We start from the raw sequence: 17,818 nt of genomic DNA on the forward strand, positions 1-17,818 counted from the left end.
TAGTGTGTGCTCACTTAAAATTTAACGTTGGCGCTTTGTTTTGTTCAGTTTTCAAAGAGCAATTTGTGTCGTTCGTTTGGAAACGACTTTAATAATATATCAACTATATTATATTTTGTCAACAACTTTATTCTTTCGCTGTCGACTTAGTTATTATATCTAGTATCAGGAATAAAAGCAATAGTTAGTTTAAAATAAATAATATACATGAATTCATAGATTTCAAATACTATGACTGCACTCCTGATCAAGCTGAAAAAGCTTACCTTTTAAGAGTAAATTTCTTCTTTAAACATTATAATATTTCTTCTATATATAATTCCCGATTAATCACTAAATTGATAATTTGCTCACTATCGATCACCTTTATGACCGGTCTTGTTTCCGAGCCGGCATCAATAAAAATGATTTCAGCAATGAATCCATTGTTCAGTTTGACCCTGCTTCCTATGAAAAAATTAGCGAAGCTTGATAACAGAGTTTTAAAAGCCTTGTCCATAAGGAGAACCATGATTAAACGAATCATGGCCACCTCGACTATACTGCCCGCTTGCCAATTTTTAAATAACCGTTTATATGTTTATACCGACTTAAGATAAAAATCCGTAAAATCCGATGACTCTTCCATTTAATCCCATTCTGGATCCATTACTTCTTTCGGCAGAAATCTCTTTCCATCAATCAAATTTTTTTCAACGCTTACCTATACTTGAAAAAAATGGTATAAACTATCCTTTTTTTATGATTAAATGCCTAAACAAATTCAATTTATTAGCATTTTCATTTTGAATCCCCTGAATATGATAAGTCTTTTTACTCAAATTCGAACACTCATGAAATTAGTTTGAAATTCATCTTAAGCACAAAAAAAAGACCCCGCTCAATTGCCTGGGTCTTTTTTTGTGGAAAGATTATTCTTCCGTATCTTTTTCAGTTTCTTCATTTTCTTCAATTACAGTAGGTTCAGAATCAGAATCTGGAGTCGTGACCGTTTCTATATCCATGTCATTTTCTTCTTCTTCTTCCTCTTCTCTTCCTACGATGGCTACCGTCGAAACATATTCATTATCAGCGGATTCGAGTCGGATGAGCTTAACACCCTGTGTATTACGGCCCGTTTTAGAAATGCCTTCGACTTCCATTCGGATTAATACACCAGCTGCTGTAATCAGCATCAAATCTTCATCTACACCCGTAACTGTTTTCACGGCTATAAGTTCACCATTTTTCTCAGTGACATTACATGTTTTTATTCCTTTGCCTCCACGGCTTTGAATACGGTATTCTTCCGCAGAGGTCCGTTTTCCATAGCCGTTTTTCGTAACGATCAGGACTTCTTCATCATCTTCAAGAATTTCCATTCCGACAACTTCATCATTCGTCCTTAAGGAAATCCCTTTAACTCCCGCTGCAGTACGTCCCATTGTCCGTACATCCGTCTCAGGGAAACGAATCATCATCCCGGACTTCGTTCCAATTATAATCTGTTTCTCTCCATTCGTAAGACGGACAGAAATCAATTCATCATCTTCACGTAAACCTAGGGCAATTAAACCATTATTACGGATATTTGCAAAAGAAGACAAAGGTGTACGCTTTGATACCCCATGTCTGGTCGTGAAGAATAAATACCAATCGTCAGCAAATTCTTTCACAGGTATGATTGCGTTGACCCACTCGCCTTTATCGACTTCCAACAAGTTGATAAGCGGCAATCCTTTTGCCGTTCTACCATATTCAGGTATTTCATATCCTTTGGAACGATAGACTTTACCTTTGTTGGTGAAGAATAATAGAGTGTCATGAGTCGATGTGGTTAACAAGTGACCGACAAAGTCATCTGTATTCGTTCCCATACCCTGTATTCCGCGCCCCCCGCGTTTTTGGCTGCGGTATGTGGTTGCAGGCAAGCGTTTAATATAACCGTTATGCGTAAGTGTCACGATTATATTTTCCTCTGGGATTAAATCTTCATCTTCCAGGCTTTCAAATCCGGCTAATGTGATTTCAGTTCTCCGTTTATCATCAAAACGCTCTTTAATTTCAAGAAGCTCTTCACGAATAATTTCAAGAACCTTTTCCTCATCAGCAAGAATTGCTTTATATTCTGCAATTATAGCCATTAATGCCTGATATTCATCTTCAATTTTTTCACGTTCCAGACCTGTCAAGCGTTGTAAACGCATATCAAGGATAGCTTGCGCCTGTTTTTCGGAAAGTGAGAATTGTGTCATTAAGCCTTCACGGGCAATTTCTGTCGTTTGGGAACCGCGGATCAACGAAATGACCGCATCCAAATTATCAAGTGCAATGCGCAAACCTTCTAAAATATGGGCGCGAGCTTCCGCTTTCCGTAATTCAAATTCAGTCCTGCGCCGTATGACTACCTGCTGATGCTCCAAGTAGTAGTGCAGGCATTGTTTTAAATTCAGCACTTTAGGCTGACCGTCCACCAAAGAAAGCAGATTGATTCCGAAGGTGGTCTGCATCGCGGTATGCTTATACAGGTTGTTTAAAAGGACATTTGCATTAACATCCTTTCGAAGCTCCATGACAATACGCATGCCGTTGCGATCCGACTCATCCCGTAAGTCGGTAATGCCTTCGATTTTCTTATCTCGAGCAAGTTCTGCAATTTTTTCAATCAATCTTGCTTTATTCACTTGATAAGGGATTTCCTTAACAAGGATTACCTGTTTACCATTGGGTTTCTCTTCAATCTCGACTTTCGCACGTTGAATGATTGACCCTTTTCCGGTTTCATAGGCCTTTCTGATTCCACTTCTCCCTAAAATCAAACCTGCTGTCGGAAAGTCCGGACCAGGGATATATTCCATCAACTCAGGAATTGTAATTTCAGGATTCTTGCTTAAAGCCAATACGCCATCAATTACCTCGCCTAATTGATGGGGTGGAATATTGGTTGCCATTCCTACTGCTATACCAGATGATCCATTCACTAACAAGTTCGGGAAACGGGCTGGCATAACGGCTGGTTCTCTTTCTGAACCATCATAGTTATCTTGGAAATTAACCGTATCTTTATTTAAATCACGAAGCAATTCCATCGAAATCTTTGACATTCTTGCTTCTGTGTACCTCATTGCGGCAGCTTGGTCTCCATCGACTGAACCGAAATTTCCATGACCATCGACAAGCATATAGCGATAGTTAAAAGGCTGCGCCATCCGTACCATCGTTTCATATACGGCTGAATCACCATGCGGGTGATATTTACCGATTACTTCCCCGACAATACGGGCAGATTTTTTAAATGGTTTATCCGAAGTCATTCCAAGATCATTCATTGCATAAAGAATTCTTCGGTGTACCGGTTTTAAACCGTCCCTTACATCAGGCAAAGCCCGAGACACGATAACACTCATCGCATAATCCAAAAACGATGTCCGCATCTCGGTACTTATATTTATTTCTTTTACACCTGATCTTTCATTTTCTGACATGGAGCCAACCTCCTATAAAAAGCTTATATCTCATTTAGTTTTAACTGTTCGTTCACTATGTAAAGAACAGGATGTAAAAAGCATCCTGTCAAAAAATCAGATATCGAGATTTTTTACATAAATTGCATTTTCTTCAATGAAGTTACGTCGTGGTTCTACCTTATCGCCCATCAACATCTCGAAAGTTTCATCTGCCTCGGCAGCATCTTTCAAACTGACTTGAAGCAGCGTTCTAGTTTCAGGATTCATGGTCGTTTCCCACAATTGCTCTGGATTCATTTCCCCCAGCCCTTTATAACGCTGCAGGTTAGGCTTGGGAGTACTTGGCAAACTTGCTATGATTTCGTCAAGCTCGCGGTCATTATAAGCATAATCCACTTTTTTCCCTTGCTGAATCTTGAAAAGTGGCGGCTGAGCAATATATATATATCCATACTCGATAATTTTTCGCATATAACGGTAGAAGAATGTCAACATCAGCGTTCTGATATGGGCACCATCAACATCCGCATCGGTCATGATAACAATTTTATGGTATCTAGCTTTTTCGGTATTAAATTCATCACCAATGCCTGTTCCAAGAGCTGTGATGATCGTACCTATTTCTTCATTATGCAGGATTCTGTCCAATCGCGCTTTTTCAACATTCAGGATTTTACCCCTTAGCGGCAGAATGGCTTGGAAATGGCGGTCCCGTCCTTGCTTTGCCGAGCCTCCCGCCGAGTTTCCTTCAACGATGTACAATTCACTGATACTCGGGTCCTTAGAAGAACAATCTGCCAATTTACCTGGTAGATTGGATACTTCCAAAGCACTTTTCCTTCGGGTCAATTCACGTGCTTTCTTCGCTGCCATACGGGCTCTCGCTGCCATTTGCCCTTTATCTACAATTTTCCGGGCCACGGCAGGATTTTCGTATAAGAAGGCATCAAGTCGTTCAGAAAGAATGGAATCAGTAACCGTTCTTACTTCAGAGTTTCCGAGCTTGGTTTTCGTCTGGCCTTCAAATTGTGGATCAGGATGCTTAATCGAAATGATTGCCGTTAAACCTTCCCGGACATCTTCACCTGAGAAGTTGGCATCCGCTTCTTTTAAAAGACCATTTTTCCGTGCATAATCATTGATGACACGGGTTAAAGCAGTCTTGAACCCTGATTCATGTGTACCGCCTTCATAGGTATGAATATTATTGGCAAAAGAAAAGACATTACTGATATAGCTGTCGTTATATTGGAGAGCCAATTCAACAGAAATTCCATCTTTCTCGCCTTCCATGAAAATTGGTTCCTCATGCAATACCTCTTTTGAACGGTTCAAATGCTCAACATAGGATTTGATACCGCCCTCATAGTGGAAATCCTTGGTTTTCTCTTCTTCCCCACGTTTATCTTCAATGATCAGCTTCAAGCCTTTATTCAGGAATGCCAGCTCACGGATTCGTGTGGCTAATGTATCGAAATCATATTCCAAGGTATCCGTGAAGATTTCACCGTCAGGAATGAAGTGTACAGTCGTTCCGGTATGATCGGTTTCCCCAATAATTTTCAAATCTTCTTTAGGAACACCGCGGTTAAATTGCTGATAATGGATTTTACCTTCACGATGAACGTAAACTTCCAATACCGTGGATAAGGCATTAACTACTGAAGCCCCAACACCATGCAGACCACCGGAAACCTTATAACCTCCGCCGCCAAATTTTCCGCCCGCATGAAGGACCGTCATGATTACTTCTACAGCTGGGCGTCCCATTTTTTCATGGATGCCTACTGGGATTCCCCGACCGTTATCGACTACGGTTATGCTATTGTCTTCTTCGATCGTCACTTTGATTTCCGTACAGAAACCAGCTAGCGCCTCATCAATACTATTATCGACAATTTCCCAAACAAGATGGTGAAGTCCTTTTGCAGAGGTAGTGCCGATATACATCCCCGGACGTTTACGAACTGCTTCTAAGCCTTCTAAAACCTGTATCTGATTCTCATCGTATGCCTGAGCTTGTACTTCTTTTTGTTCCATTGTCATCCGTATCACCTACACTTTTCTTTTGGCATTTAACAATTTTCAGGAGTAATTATAACGTTTAGCTACAATTCAAAGAATATTTATATCATCGATTAAGAGCGATGACTGCAGTGAACGCTTTTTCAAAGTGGACGACGCAAGCGGTGAATAATATACCTGTTTGTCCGTCACTACAATCGATTTAACCGAGTTTTTTGCTAAATGGTAAGTTACATCAGACTTTTTCTCCAAAAATTCACTCATGATTGGAGAGGCCTGAAGCAGCTTCTTATCTAAAATGGCTATGACATCGTCCGTTTTCACAAGAATGTCTTCACCAATATGGAGATACATACATTCACCTCATCATTTAACCTTTTTTATACTTCCTTGACTAACATAAAAGGTGGACGCTTCTCTTAGGGTTTGATGATCGATTCCATCAACGGAGGGTGTCGTCACGAATGTTTGCACTTTCCCTTGTATCGTATTCAGTAAATGGGATTGACGGAAATCGTCAAGTTCCGATAACACATCATCCAATAATAAAATGGGATACTCGCCGATTTCTTCATGGATCAGCTCAATTTCGGCAAGTTTCAAAGACAGGGCAGTCGTACGCTGTTGTCCTTGTGAACCATATGTCTGGACATCACGATCATTCACAAAAAAAACCAGGTCGTCACGATGAGGACCTACCAGTGTTACACCCCGTTCAATTTCCCTTGTTTTTATTTTATCAAATTTTTCTGTGTATACTTCTATCATTTTCGTCAAATCCATAGATTCTGATACATCAAGCGACGGTTTATATTGGATTTTCAATACTTCTAGATTTCTGGAGATCCCCGAATGAATCGGCTCTGCCCATTGCTGGAGCTTTAAAAGAAACGCGTATCTTCTTTCGACAATTTTCGCTGCATACTGAATAAATTGATCAGTCAGCACGTCAAGCATCGTCGTATCCGTTTGTTTCCGGGTCTGCAGAAGCTTTAAGTAATGATTTCTTTGTTGAAGTATTTTATGATATTGGCTCATATCATGAAGGTATACGGGAGAAACCTGGCCAATTTCCATATCTATAAAACGGCGTCTGACTAGAGGACTTCCCTTTACAAGGTTAAGATCCTCAGGCGCAAACATGACCACATTCATATTTCCGACATATTGACTCAACTTTCTTTGTTCAATATGGTTGCACTTCGCCTTTTTCCCTTTTTTTGAAATGGTCAGCTCAAGTGGTATTGAGGTATTTCTCTTTCTAACTCTTCCCTCTATTTTAGCATACTCTTCATCCCAGCGAATAAGTTCTTTATCATTTGAGGTCCGATGGGATTTTGCCATTGCTAAAACAAAAATGGATTCCATGACATTTGTTTTTCCTTGAGCATTTTCGCCCAGGATTACATTGACTTTATTCTCAAAAGTCAGATTCAATTCGGTATAGTTGCGGTAATTTTTTAAACTTATATTTTCAATATACATATTCCGCTCTTCCCTTATGTTTTAGCTTGTAATTGTGTAGGTGCCAAATCCAGGAATCTCTATTTTATCACCTGATCTTAATTTCCTGCCTCTTCTCACGTCTAATTCGCCATTAATGTAGACCTCGTATTCACTTAAGAACCATTTCGCCATTCCCCCGCTTTGGATCAAATCGGCCAATTTCAGGAATTGTCCAAGCGTAATATATTCGGTACTGATTTTTATGGAGTCCATTTCATGCCTCACTCATTTCTAAGTAGTCTTTAATATTTCATTTTACTAAATTAATCCCATTAAGACAAAGTATAGCTTTTTCAGTTCTTGTTTTTAGCGATTCAGCGTTCCGTACAGCATTGAAAAAACGCTAAAAACCCTTTGGAAACCTATATTTAAATATAAAAAAATTAAAGACCTGCTATACAAGCCTTTAATTTTTTTGAAATATTATTTTAGCTTAATAAGTCCTTACCGGGAGAATTAATTGCAGCATGGAATCATCATGTAGCGGGCGAATGACAAACGGACGCATTGCACCTGTGAAATTAATTTTTATATCGGAACCTTCCAATGCTTTTAGAGCATCCATTACAAATTTGGCACTGAATGAGATTTTCAGGTCTTCACCTTCAATGGCTTCTGCCTGAACCTCTTCAATTACTTTACCAATTTCAGGAGTGTTGGAAGAGACTTCGATTATACGGCCTTCCAGGGTTGTCAATTTGACGACATTATTTCTTCCTTCTCTCGCCAATAAAGAAGCCCTGTCAATCGCTTGAAGAAAATCTTTAGTGTGAACAGTCACATCCGTTTTGCTATCAGATGGAATCAAGCGTGATGTATCGGGATAATTCCCTTCAAGCAGTCTTGAGAAGAATAATAAATTTTCAGCTTTGAAAAGTACTTGGTTTTCGGTAATGACGATTTCAATGAGTTCGTTTGTATCATCAAGGATTTTACTTAACTCATTCAGACTTTTACCTGGGATTACAACGCTATAGGTCCCGTTAATTTTATTTTCTATTTTGGCTGTTCTCATTGCAAGCCTATGGCTATCTGTTGCAATACAGGTCAATTCGTCATCTTGAACCTTCAAGTTTACACCTGTTAAGATGGGGCGTGTTTCTGACGTGGACACTGCAAAGCCAGTTTGGCGAATAAGGGTCTTTAAAAGGTCCGTTGGAAGTTTGAAAATATTTTCTTCTTCAATGATCGGAAGATGTGGATATTCCTCAGGATCCAGTCCATTTAGATTAAATTCAGCTTTACCCGAGCGAATAATCGTTTGAAAGTTATTCTCCACTTCAATTTCTACAGTATCCATCGGCAGCTTTTTGACAATTTCACTGAAAAAACGGGCATTCAGGACAATACCGCCGCTAGTTTTAACTTCAACAATCTCATCTCCGTCGACCTCAGCCGGGATGAATGATTGGATGGAGATATCTGAATCACTTCCTGTTAGAGTGACACCCTCACTAGTAACGCTTATTTTTATCCCCGTTAGAATCGGAATCGTCGTCCTTGATGTGACTGCTTTCATTACTTCTTGGACACCATGAACTAATCGATCTCTTTGGATTATAAATCTCATGTTTCATCCTCCAATTTTTTTATTGCCGAATAGGCATATTTATTAATAATTTTTATTAAAAAAGATAGTAGTAATAGTAGTAGGGCCTGTTGATATGTGGATAAGTCCACTCAACCTAAGGAAAAACAGTCTATCCACATGTGGACAGACTGTGTGTAAGTAGTCATCAGTTATTCACATTATCCAGAATCTATTATACCCTCAACTGGTCCTGGATTTCTTTAACCTGACGTTGAAGCTGGGTGTCCGTTTGCATGAGTTTGGAGATTTTTTCATGCGCATGGATAACGGTCGTATGATCGCGACCTCCAAATTCATCACCTATCTTGGGCAGGGATGAGTCCGTTAACTCCCTGGAAAGATACATGGCAATCTGTCTTGGAAAGGCTACGGATTTTGTCCGTTTTTTCGCCTTGAAATCCTCAAGTTTGACACTATAATGTTCACCGACCGTCTTCTGGATTTCCAAGATGGTGATTATTTTAGGTTTGGAGCTAGGGATGATGTCTTTTAATGCTTCAGCTGCCAAATCGGCATTTATATCTTTATTAATCAATGAAGAATAGGCGACGACACGAATAAGTGCACCCTCCAGCTCACGAATATTGGAATCGATTTGATTGGCAATATAGAGCATGACTTCATTCGGGATATCAAGGCCCTCAGCTTTTGCCTTTTTACGCAATATGGCAATCCGCGTTTCTAGATCAGGAGGTGTGATATCCGTGATCAAGCCCCACTCAAACCTTGAACGGAGGCGATCCTCGAGTGTAGGTATCTCTTTTGGCGGGCGGTCACTCGAGATGACAATCTGCTTGCTTTCTTCATGCAACGCATTGAATGTATGGAAAAACTCTTCTTGAGTTTGTTCTTTTCCCGCAAGAAATTGAATATCATCAATTAATAAAACATCCACGCTTCGGTATCTATCACGGAATTCCCCGGCTTTATTGTCCCGGATCGAGTTGATGAATTCATTCGTGAACTTTTCAGACGATAAATAAACGACCTTTGCATTCGGATTATGCTCAAGAACATAATGCCCGATTGCATGCATTAAATGAGTTTTTCCAAGACCTACGCCCCCGTATATGAATAAGGGATTATAGGCTTTGGCCGGAGCTTCTGCGACAGCGAGAGACGCGGCATGGGCAAAACGATTGCCGGAGCCGATGACAAATGTATCGAAGGTATTTTTCGCATTCAGCATATGCTGCGGAAATGCAGCATGCTCTTTGTCCTGTTTTTTTATCTTTTTAGGCTGAACAGGAACGGTAAAATCACCATCTTCTTGATTGGGGGGAATGATGAATTTTGCTTCCAATTCCTCACCGGTAAGTTCAAACAATACATCGGAAATAAGATGGGAATAGCGTTCTTCAAGCCAATCCCTGGCAAATTCATTGGGAGCGGTGACTGTTAAGGTATCACCTTGCAGTAAATAAGCCTTGGTTGATTTAAGCCAAGTTTCAAAGCTTGGTTTACTGATTTTTTTTTCGATTTTTCCGAGCGCCTGGTTCCAGAGGCTATCGATGTTATCCAAACTTATCCCTCCTTTGCAAAAAAAATTTAATGATTGTATCTAAATGTATAGGCACAAATAAACTCATCGATTGCCGTCTTTATATTAATTTTGACAGCAAAGGTTCGGTGAGCTGTATAAAGGATTTTGTGTTGTGTAATGTGAAGTGCCTAAAAACCATATCTTGCGCCGTACAACCTTTGTACAGACTACATCTGGTAAGCCAGTGCAGATTTGAATGTTTATTCATCAACAGGTATTTTAAGAATTATATAATAAAGAAGAAAAAAGGGTTTTCGACAATATCCACCATCTGTGGACAGATTAATATACACAGGTCGAATAAACTATCCACAAGTTATACACAGTCTGTGGATAAACGTTCCCTGTTGATAAAGTTATTCAGAGTGAAAACACAAATATAATATCAGAAATTCAGGCGTCTTGCAATGGGTTAGAAAACTTTATCCACAACTTACCGAGCTTGTGGGAAAAACTTTTCCACAGGCCATTGTTATGTGCAAAAGTCTATAAAATGGTTTGTGGATAGAAAAAAACATGTCGAATTTTATCCACAGACCGTGATTATAGGCTCGAATTAATTTAACTTGAACCAAGTTGTTCAAGCTGGAAGACATGCATGTGACAGATAGAAAGTGATTCAGGTTCATTCATACTTATTTGTCGAATGTTGTGTCGATCAAGAGAGGATTCATTGCGAATTTCATATTCGTGCTCATCGATAAAATGATGGAAATTTCCCTTTCCCCAAAAATTTCTATATCAGTTCGGAGCAAAATCATTTACAATAGTCTAGGTAGTAAAAAAAGGCCTACTGGACATTGAGCATTAAAAATGAAATATTTTTATGGATGAGGTTGACAAGTAGAAACCTCCATCTATATAATTGTAAAGACTGTCTTTAACTGTTATTCCTCAGGGAGGTGTCATATAATGAAAAGAACTTATCAACCGAATAACCGCAAACATAGTAAAGTTCACGGTTTCCGTGCACGTATGAGCACGAAAAACGGACGTAGAGTAATCGCTGCACGTCGCCGTAAGGGCAGAAAAGTATTATCTGCATAGACCACTGAAAAGTCTCAGTGGTCTTTTTTCGCAAAATAAGGGATTTACTGAGACTCAATTCATGTAATGAAGGTGTAAAAATGAAAAAAAAGTTAAGGATTAAGAAAGAGGACGAATTTCAGCTTGTGTTTAAAAAAGGTGAATCTTCTGCTAATCGGCAATTTGTTGTCTATGTCCTTGAAAAGCCAGGTCAGGATTATTTTCGGATCGGCCTTTCAGTCAGTAAAAAAATCGGGAATGCCGTTGTAAGGAACCAAATTAAAAGATACATAAGGCAAGCGTTTTTGGAATTGAAAGAAGATATAGAAGTGGGTAAGGATTATATTGTGATTGCTAGAAAACCAGCGGCGGAGATGGACTTTTTTCAGGTGAAAAGCAGCTTGATCCATGTCCTGAAACGTTCTAAATCACTAAACTTTAAAATGAAAAAACAATAAAGTCCCCTTTATACCGAATACTAAGCACTCCTCGGATCATGTATTAACTTGAAAAAGATGACATAGAAAATTCCTATTGGAACTGTGAAAATAGTGGAGTGCTTTTCCTTGGGAGCCGCTAATGAACAGTTCACAATTGTTTCAAAAAAGATTGATTGCAGATAGGAGGAAATTACGGTTGAAAAAACGAATATTACTCATTATTGGACTAGCCTCGATAATGATGTTGTTAGCAGGGTGTACGGAAATTAAAGAACCTATTACTGCGGAAAGTGAAGGTTTTTGGAATTCATACATTGTCTATCCATTATCAGCCCTTATCATTTGGCTTTCTGAAGCATTTGGCGAGAACTATGGTTTGGGACTCATCGGTGTTACATTAATCATTCGCTTAGCATTACTTCCACTAATGATCAAACAGGTAAAAAGCTCGAAAGCTATGCAGGCCATTCAGCCTGAAATGAAAGAACTTCAAGCAAAATACAGCTCAAAAGATGCTGCCACACAACAAAAACTACAGCAAGAAACAATGGCTTTATTTTCAAAATATAATGTGAATCCATTGGCGGGATGTTTGCCTATAGTGGTCCAAATGCCGATTTTGATCGGATTTTACCATGCCATCAGCCGTACGAAAGAAATTTCTTTACATAGCTTTCTTTGGTTTGATTTAGGTTCCCCGGATCCTTATTATATTTTACCGGTTGTTGCAGGTATCACGACTTTTATTCAGCAAAAGATGTCCATGGCTGGAATGAACTCCAATCCACAAATGGCGGCACAAATGACGATGATGCTTTACATCATGCCAATCATGATTGTTGTTTTTGCTGTTAAATTCCCCGCTGCTCTTTCTCTTTACTGGGTAGTTGGTAACCTTTTTGGTATCGTTCAAACATATTTCATCAAAGGTCCGGATCTTAGAAAAGCAGCTGCGGAAAACGCGGGAGGGGCAAAGAAAAAGTGAAAAAGGTAACTGCTACAGGACAATCTGTCGAAGAAGCAGTAAATTTAGCTTTAGCTCAACTGAACAGCACTAAAGATCGCGTGGAGATTGAAATAGAAGATGAGGGCAAAAAAGGATTTTTTGGTTTATTTGGTGCAAGGAAGGCCATTGTCCATGTGACATTGCCTGCAGATCCCATTGAAGAGACACTTGGGTTTTTGAGGAATGTCAGCGTGGAAATGGGAGTCGATGCACAAATTGATGTCACTCGTAAAGGGAAGAACGTAACATTCCATTTATCAGGTGATAAAATTGCATTATTGATTGGAAAAAGAGGTCAAACACTAAATTCACTTCAGTATTTAGCGCAGCTTGTTGCAAATCGATATTCGAAGCAGTTTTTGAATATTACTGTAGATGCAGAAGATTATCGAAATCGCCGCAATGACACTTTAATCCAATTGGCTGAAAGAATGGCAAATAAAGCCATGAAAACAGGTAAAGCTGTTTCACTCGAGCCGATGCCTTCCTATGAACGTAAGGTCATCCATAATGCCCTCTTGGATTATCCAAAAATAAAAACAACTTCAAGTGGGACTGAGCCATATCGCCACTTGGTCATTACTCCACTTAAATGAACCTTCTGCTTTTTAAGCAGGGGTTCTTTTTTTAGGCCATGAAATCGTTGTGTGTCGAATGTTTTTTTTCTAAGTATCAATTCAACAATAACTGACAAATTTCTTTTTATATTCTCTTGATTCGTAAAGGGAAAGGGAAGCGGGCGATATTTGTTATTCACATGTGGATAAGTTAAAATGAATATTACAGAATATGGATTAATTGCATGTGGATAACTCTTGGAGAGCAGGAGTATCTACTTTTTTTCATGAATATACTGTGGTATTGTAGTAATTTAGGGATTCGACGATTTTATTAACAGAAAAAAATAGAACCATCAATATATAAGAGGTGAAAGCATGGAATTCGATACAATCACCGCTATCTCTACTCCCTTGGGGGAAGGGGCAATCGCCATCGTTAGAATCAGCGGTGATGAGGCCATAGAAATAGCCGATAGGATCTTTAAAGGACCAGGTGGAAAAGGATTGCTTGAAGTGAAATCACATACTATTCATTATGGCCACCTTATCCAGCCTAAAACAGGTGAAATCATTGAGGAAGTCATGGTTTCGGTCATGATGGGTCCAAAGACATTTACAAGAGAAGATGTAGTTGAAATAAATTGTCATGGTGGAATCGTTTCGGTCAATCGGGTATTGCAGCTTATTCTCTCACAAGGTGCTCGTTTAGCGGAACCTGGTGAATTTACGAAACGCGCTTTTTTGAATGGCAGGATCGATCTCTCTCAAGCTGAGGCCGTTATGGATTTAATCCGGGCTAAAACGGATAAAGCCATGAATGTTGCATTAGGTCAAATGGAAGGCCGGCTTTCGAAATTAATCCAAAACCTGCGTCAGGAAATTTTACAGACCCTCGCTCAAGTCGAGGTAAATATAGATTATCCGGAATATGATGATGTCGAAGAAATGACGCATCGTTTATTTTTGGAAAAGGGCAGTTATGTGAAGAATGAAATAGAGAAACTGCTTCACACGGCCCAACAGGGGAAAATACTTCGGGACGGGCTTGCGACCGTTATCATAGGGCGCCCTAATGTCGGAAAATCTTCTTTGCTTAACAGCTTAGTTCATGAAAATAAAGCGATCGTCACTGATATTCCAGGTACAACACGTGACGTAATCGAAGAATATGTCAATGTTCGCGGTGTACCGCTTAAACTTGTCGATACGGCAGGAATTCGCGAAACGGAGGATATCGTCGAACGAATTGGAGTCGAACGGTCCCGTGCAGTATTAAAAGAGGCTGATTTAATATTGCTTGTATTGAATTATTCAGATGATTTCACTTCTGAAGATGAGAAACTATTTCAAGCGGTTGAGGGTATGGATGTCATCATTATCATCAATAAAACCGACCTTCCACAAAAAATTGATATGGCCAAGGTCAAGGAAAAGGCGGCATCCCATAAAGTTGTTACGACTTCATTACTGGAGGATCGAGGGGTCGATGAATTGGAGGAAGCCATCGCTTCTTTATTTTTCGAGGGTTCTTTGGAAACGGGAGACCTGACCTATGTTTCCAATGCCAGGCATATAGCTTTGCTAGGACAGGCATTACAGTCAATTGAAGATGCAATCGATGCTATTGAAATGGGTACACCGGTTGATTTGGTTCAAATCGATTTCACGAAAGCATGGGAGCTACTTGGAGAAATCATTGGCGAAAGCGTTCAGGATAATTTGATCAACCAATTGTTCTCTCAATTTTGTTTAGGAAAATAAGCGTAAAAGGAGGAAAAGGATATGCAGTACGAAGCAGGTAGCTATGATGTCATTGTTATTGGTGCCGGTCATGCTGGAAGTGAGGCAGGCCTTGCAGCGGCAAGAGTCGGAGCTAAAACGTTGATGATCACCATTAACTTGGATATGGTCGCCTTCATGCCATGCAATCCCTCCGTTGGTGGGCCGGCAAAAGGGATAGTCGTTAGGGAAATTGACGCTTTAGGCGGAGAAATGGGGAAAAATATCGACAAGACCCATATTCAAATGAGGATGCTCAATACGGCTAAAGGTCCGGCTGTTCGTGCATTGCGGGCGCAGGCAGATAAATTTCTCTATCAACAAGAAATGAAAAAGACGATAGAAGACCAAGAAAATCTAACATTGATTCAAGGAATGGTAGAGGAATTAATTGTTGAAAACAACGTATGCACGGGTGTCATCACTAAAACAGGCGCGGTGTACCGTGCGAAGACTGTTGTAATCACGACTGGAACATATTTACGCGGTGAAATCATTTTAGGGGAACTGAAATATTCAAGCGGCCCTAATAATCAGCAGCCTTCCATCAGGCTTTCTGAACATTTAGAGCAGTTAGGATTTGATTTGGTCCGTTTTAAAACAGGAACGCCGCCACGCGTGAATAGCTCTTCCATAGATTACAGCAAGACGGAAATTCAGCCTGGCGATGAAGTGCCGCGTGCATTTTCTTATGAAACGACAAAGTTCATAACGGATCAATTGCCATGCTGGTTAACGTACACGAATGAGGGGACACACCAGCTCATTGATGAGAATCTACACCGTTCACCAATGTATTCGGGAATGATTAAAGGAACTGGGCCGCGTTATTGTCCATCGATTGAAGATAAAGTCGTACGTTTTAATGATAAACCAAGGCATCAAATATTCCTGGAACCTGAAGGTCGCAATACAAAGGAAGTTTATGTGCAAGGTTTATCTACAAGTCTGCCTGAAGATGTGCAAGTGAAAATCCTGCAAACAATTCCTGGACTTGAAAAGGCGGAAATGATGCGCGCTGGATATGCAATTGAATATGATGCTATCGTTCCTACACAGCTATGGCCTACACTTGAAACGAAGAAAATCAAAAATCTTTATACTGCTGGCCAAATTAACGGGACATCCGGCTACGAGGAAGCAGCAGGACAAGGATTGATGGCCGGTATTAATGCAGGACTGAATGCAATCGGTAAAGAAGAACTGATATTAAGCCGTTCGGATGCCTATATTGGTGTTCTCATTGATGACCTTGTAACGAAAGGCACGAATGAACCATATCGATTGCTGACTTCACGTGCAGAATATCGTTTATTATTGCGACATGATAATGCCGATTTACGCTTAACGGAAATTGGATTCAATATCGGAATGATCAAAGAAGAACGCTACAATCGATTCCTTATGAAAAAAGAAGCGGTTGAAATGGAAAAGGAACGACTGAAATCAACCTTCATCAAACCGACCAAAGAGGTACAAGAAGTCATTACTGCAAGTGGCGGCAGTGAGTTAAAGGATGGAATCCGGGCCTCCGATTTATTGAAACGGCCTGAAATGGATTATTCCCATATCCAGAAGTTGGCGCCAAGTGATGTCGAACTGAGCGATGAAGTGACGGAACAGGTCGAAATCCAGATCAAGTATGAAGGATATATCGAAAAATCCTTGCAGCAAGTCGATCGCCTGAAAAAAATGGAGAATAAAAAGATTCCAGAGAATATCGATTATGATGCAATTTCTGGACTTGCAACGGAAGCACGTCAAAAATTAAAGCAGGTCCACCCGCTATCAGTAGCTCAGGCTTCAAGAATTTCCGGTGTGAATCCCGCTGATGTTTCCATTTTGCTTGTTTATTTGGAGCAAGGAAAGATTGCCAGAGTATCTCAGTAATGGAAATACCCGAAAAGGATTGAAAAGACATGAATATTGAACAGTTCCAACAAGCACTGCTGGAGAAAGGGATCGAGCTTTCTCCTCAACAGCTTGATCAGTTTGACACTTATTATCGATTATTGGTGGAATGGAACGAAAAGATGAACTTAACAGCCATCACTGATAAAGAAGAAGTTTATCTTAAGCATTTTTATGATTCAATCAGTGCAGCCTTCTATTTTGACTTTAACAAATCATATCGAATTTGCGATGTTGGGGCTGGAGCTGGATTTCCGAGTATTCCATTGAAGATTTGTTTCCCTGATATCCACGTCTCGATTGTGGATTCCTTGAATAAGCGAATTTCTTTTTTGAATCACCTTGCGGATTCCTTGCAATTAAAGGGAGTTTCCTTCTATCATGACCGGGCGGAAACCTTCGCCCAAAAACAGGAGCATCGCGAATCCTATGATATTGTCATGGCAAGGGCAGTAGCCAGGATGTCCGTTTTAAGTGAACTATGTTTGCCGCTCGTTAAAATGGATGGGACGTTCATTGCCATGAAAGCGGCTAGTGCACAAGATGAAATGGACACAGGGAAGAAGGCCATTTTTACGTTAGGCGGAAAAATTGAAGAAATTCATCCTTTCACATTGCCAGAGGAAAATAGTGAAAGAAACATCATTACTGTAAAAAAAGTGAAGAAGACTCCTAAAAAATACCCAAGAAAACCAGGGACACCGAATAAGCAGCCTATTGAATAATCTCTGTACGATGAGTAAGTATTCATAGTAAGCGTAGATGATTCAGATATATGGCTGGTACTTGCCCTTATTTTCTTTTACTATAAATGTATGACCTTATTATTTTCACTCAATACTGCATTTGCCAACAATAAGGCATTTTCGGTACATGTCAAAACTTGTACCCTGCTGGCTGATTCAGGGAAATAATTTTGGGCAAGCCGGCCGATAGTTATAATAACTGGCCGTCCATTCCTCATCATTGCCTTGATGGTGCCAGT

15 protein-coding genes are annotated in these 17,818 nt (G+C 39.9%); 7 read left to right on the forward strand and 8 right to left on the reverse strand.

All coding sequences use genetic code 11. The features are described 5' to 3' along the window. Positions 1-295: 295 nt before the first annotated feature. The 8 genes from J7J00_RS23400 to dnaA all read right to left on the reverse strand — a co-directional run bounded on the left by J7J00_RS23400 (position 296) and on the right by dnaA (position 10,090). Positions 296-526, reverse strand: a complete 231-nt coding sequence (locus tag J7J00_RS23400) for a hypothetical protein (protein ID WP_214795048.1) — start codon at positions 524-526, stop codon at positions 296-298. A gap of 385 nt (positions 527-911) precedes the next feature. Then, positions 912-3,464, reverse strand: a complete 2,553-nt coding sequence (gene gyrA / locus J7J00_RS23405) for a DNA gyrase subunit A (protein WP_214795050.1) — start codon at positions 3,462-3,464, stop codon at positions 912-914. Between the two features lie 96 nt (positions 3,465-3,560). After that, positions 3,561-5,486, reverse strand: coding sequence for a DNA topoisomerase (ATP-hydrolyzing) subunit B (gene gyrB, locus J7J00_RS23410; protein WP_214795177.1), 1,926 nt, complete (start codon positions 5,484-5,486; stop codon positions 3,561-3,563). A 75-nt stretch (positions 5,487-5,561) separates the two neighbouring features. Continuing rightward, positions 5,562-5,825: an extracellular matrix regulator RemB gene (remB, locus tag J7J00_RS23415; protein WP_214795052.1), complete on the reverse strand. Its 264-nt coding sequence runs from the start codon at positions 5,823-5,825 to the stop codon at positions 5,562-5,564. A 12-nt stretch (positions 5,826-5,837) separates the two neighbouring features. Continuing rightward, positions 5,838-6,956, reverse strand: coding sequence for a DNA replication/repair protein RecF (gene recF / locus J7J00_RS23420; protein ID WP_214795054.1), 1,119 nt, complete (start codon positions 6,954-6,956; stop codon positions 5,838-5,840). Between the two features lie 21 nt (positions 6,957-6,977). After that, on the reverse strand, positions 6,978-7,190 hold the full coding sequence (yaaA, locus tag J7J00_RS23425) for a S4 domain-containing protein YaaA (protein WP_063234316.1): 213 nt from the start codon (positions 7,188-7,190) through the stop codon (positions 6,978-6,980). 220 nt (positions 7,191-7,410) lie between these two features. Beyond that, a complete protein-coding gene (gene dnaN / locus J7J00_RS23430; RefSeq protein ID WP_214795056.1) occupies positions 7,411-8,547 on the reverse strand; it encodes a DNA polymerase III subunit beta in 1,137 nt (378 codons plus the stop codon). A gap of 193 nt (positions 8,548-8,740) precedes the next feature. After that, complete coding sequence (gene dnaA, locus J7J00_RS23435; protein WP_214795058.1) at positions 8,741-10,090, reverse strand: chromosomal replication initiator protein DnaA; 1,350 nt, start codon at positions 10,088-10,090, stop codon at positions 8,741-8,743. 933 nt (positions 10,091-11,023) lie between these two features. Between dnaA and rpmH the strand changes: the two genes are divergently transcribed. The 7 genes from rpmH (at position 11,024) to rsmG (ending at position 17,558) form a co-directional block, all read left to right on the forward strand. Beyond that, on the forward strand, positions 11,024-11,158 hold the full coding sequence (rpmH, locus tag J7J00_RS23440) for a 50S ribosomal protein L34 (RefSeq protein WP_034316183.1): 135 nt from the start codon (positions 11,024-11,026) through the stop codon (positions 11,156-11,158). Positions 11,159-11,238: 80 nt separating this feature from the next. Then, positions 11,239-11,595: a ribonuclease P protein component gene (rnpA, locus tag J7J00_RS23445; RefSeq protein ID WP_061465923.1), complete on the forward strand. Its 357-nt coding sequence runs from the start codon at positions 11,239-11,241 to the stop codon at positions 11,593-11,595. Positions 11,596-11,773: 178 nt separating this feature from the next. Beyond that, a complete protein-coding gene (spoIIIJ, locus tag J7J00_RS23450) occupies positions 11,774-12,562 on the forward strand; it encodes a YidC family membrane integrase SpoIIIJ (RefSeq protein ID WP_214795060.1) in 789 nt (262 codons plus the stop codon). Next, positions 12,559-13,179 carry an RNA-binding cell elongation regulator Jag/EloR gene (gene jag / locus J7J00_RS23455; protein WP_214795062.1) on the forward strand — a complete coding sequence of 207 codons (621 nt, stop codon included), beginning with the start codon at positions 12,559-12,561 and terminating at the stop codon, positions 13,177-13,179. The genes spoIIIJ and jag overlap by 4 nt, the downstream gene beginning before the upstream one ends. A 339-nt stretch (positions 13,180-13,518) precedes the next feature. Then, the gene (gene mnmE / locus J7J00_RS23460; RefSeq protein WP_214795065.1) at positions 13,519-14,904 is read left to right on the forward strand and encodes a tRNA uridine-5-carboxymethylaminomethyl(34) synthesis GTPase MnmE; all 1,386 of its coding nucleotides are present in this window, start codon (positions 13,519-13,521) and stop codon (positions 14,902-14,904) included. A 21-nt stretch (positions 14,905-14,925) separates the two neighbouring features. After that, positions 14,926-16,812, forward strand: a complete 1,887-nt coding sequence (mnmG, locus tag J7J00_RS23465; protein ID WP_214795067.1) for a tRNA uridine-5-carboxymethylaminomethyl(34) synthesis enzyme MnmG — start codon at positions 14,926-14,928, stop codon at positions 16,810-16,812. 29 nt (positions 16,813-16,841) lie between these two features. Next, on the forward strand, positions 16,842-17,558 hold the full coding sequence (rsmG, locus tag J7J00_RS23470) for a 16S rRNA (guanine(527)-N(7))-methyltransferase RsmG (protein WP_214795069.1): 717 nt from the start codon (positions 16,842-16,844) through the stop codon (positions 17,556-17,558). Positions 17,559-17,818 lie beyond the last annotated feature (260 nt).

The organism is Bacillus sp. ISL-4 (assembly GCF_018613275.1).
Taxonomy (GTDB): Bacteria; Bacillota; Bacilli; order Bacillales; family DSM-1321; genus Peribacillus; species Peribacillus simplex_E.

Excerpts from the sequence above, each read along its gene's own strand:
- J7J00_RS23400 (WP_214795048.1), bottom strand. The coding sequence starts at position 526 with ATGATTCGTTTAATCATGGTTCTCCTTATGGACAAGGCTTTTAAAACT.
- gyrA (WP_214795050.1), bottom strand. The coding sequence starts at position 3,464 with ATGTCAGAAAATGAAAGATCAGGTGTAAAAGAAATAAATATAAGTACC.
- gyrB (WP_214795177.1), bottom strand. The coding sequence starts at position 5,486 with ATGGAACAAAAAGAAGTACAAGCTCAGGCATACGATGAGAATCAGATA.
- remB (WP_214795052.1), bottom strand. The coding sequence starts at position 5,825 with ATGTATCTCCATATTGGTGAAGACATTCTTGTGAAAACGGACGATGTC.
- recF (WP_214795054.1), bottom strand. The coding sequence starts at position 6,956 with ATGTATATTGAAAATATAAGTTTAAAAAATTACCGCAACTATACCGAA.
- yaaA (WP_063234316.1), bottom strand. The coding sequence starts at position 7,190 with ATGGACTCCATAAAAATCAGTACCGAATATATTACGCTTGGACAATTC.
- dnaN (WP_214795056.1), bottom strand. The coding sequence starts at position 8,547 with ATGAGATTTATAATCCAAAGAGATCGATTAGTTCATGGTGTCCAAGAA.
- rpmH (WP_034316183.1), top strand. The coding sequence starts at position 11,024 with ATGAAAAGAACTTATCAACCGAATAACCGCAAACATAGTAAAGTTCAC.
- rnpA (WP_061465923.1), top strand. The coding sequence starts at position 11,239 with ATGAAAAAAAAGTTAAGGATTAAGAAAGAGGACGAATTTCAGCTTGTG.
- mnmE (WP_214795065.1), top strand. The coding sequence starts at position 13,519 with ATGGAATTCGATACAATCACCGCTATCTCTACTCCCTTGGGGGAAGGG.
- mnmG (WP_214795067.1), top strand. The coding sequence starts at position 14,926 with ATGCAGTACGAAGCAGGTAGCTATGATGTCATTGTTATTGGTGCCGGT.
- rsmG (WP_214795069.1), top strand. The coding sequence starts at position 16,842 with ATGAATATTGAACAGTTCCAACAAGCACTGCTGGAGAAAGGGATCGAG.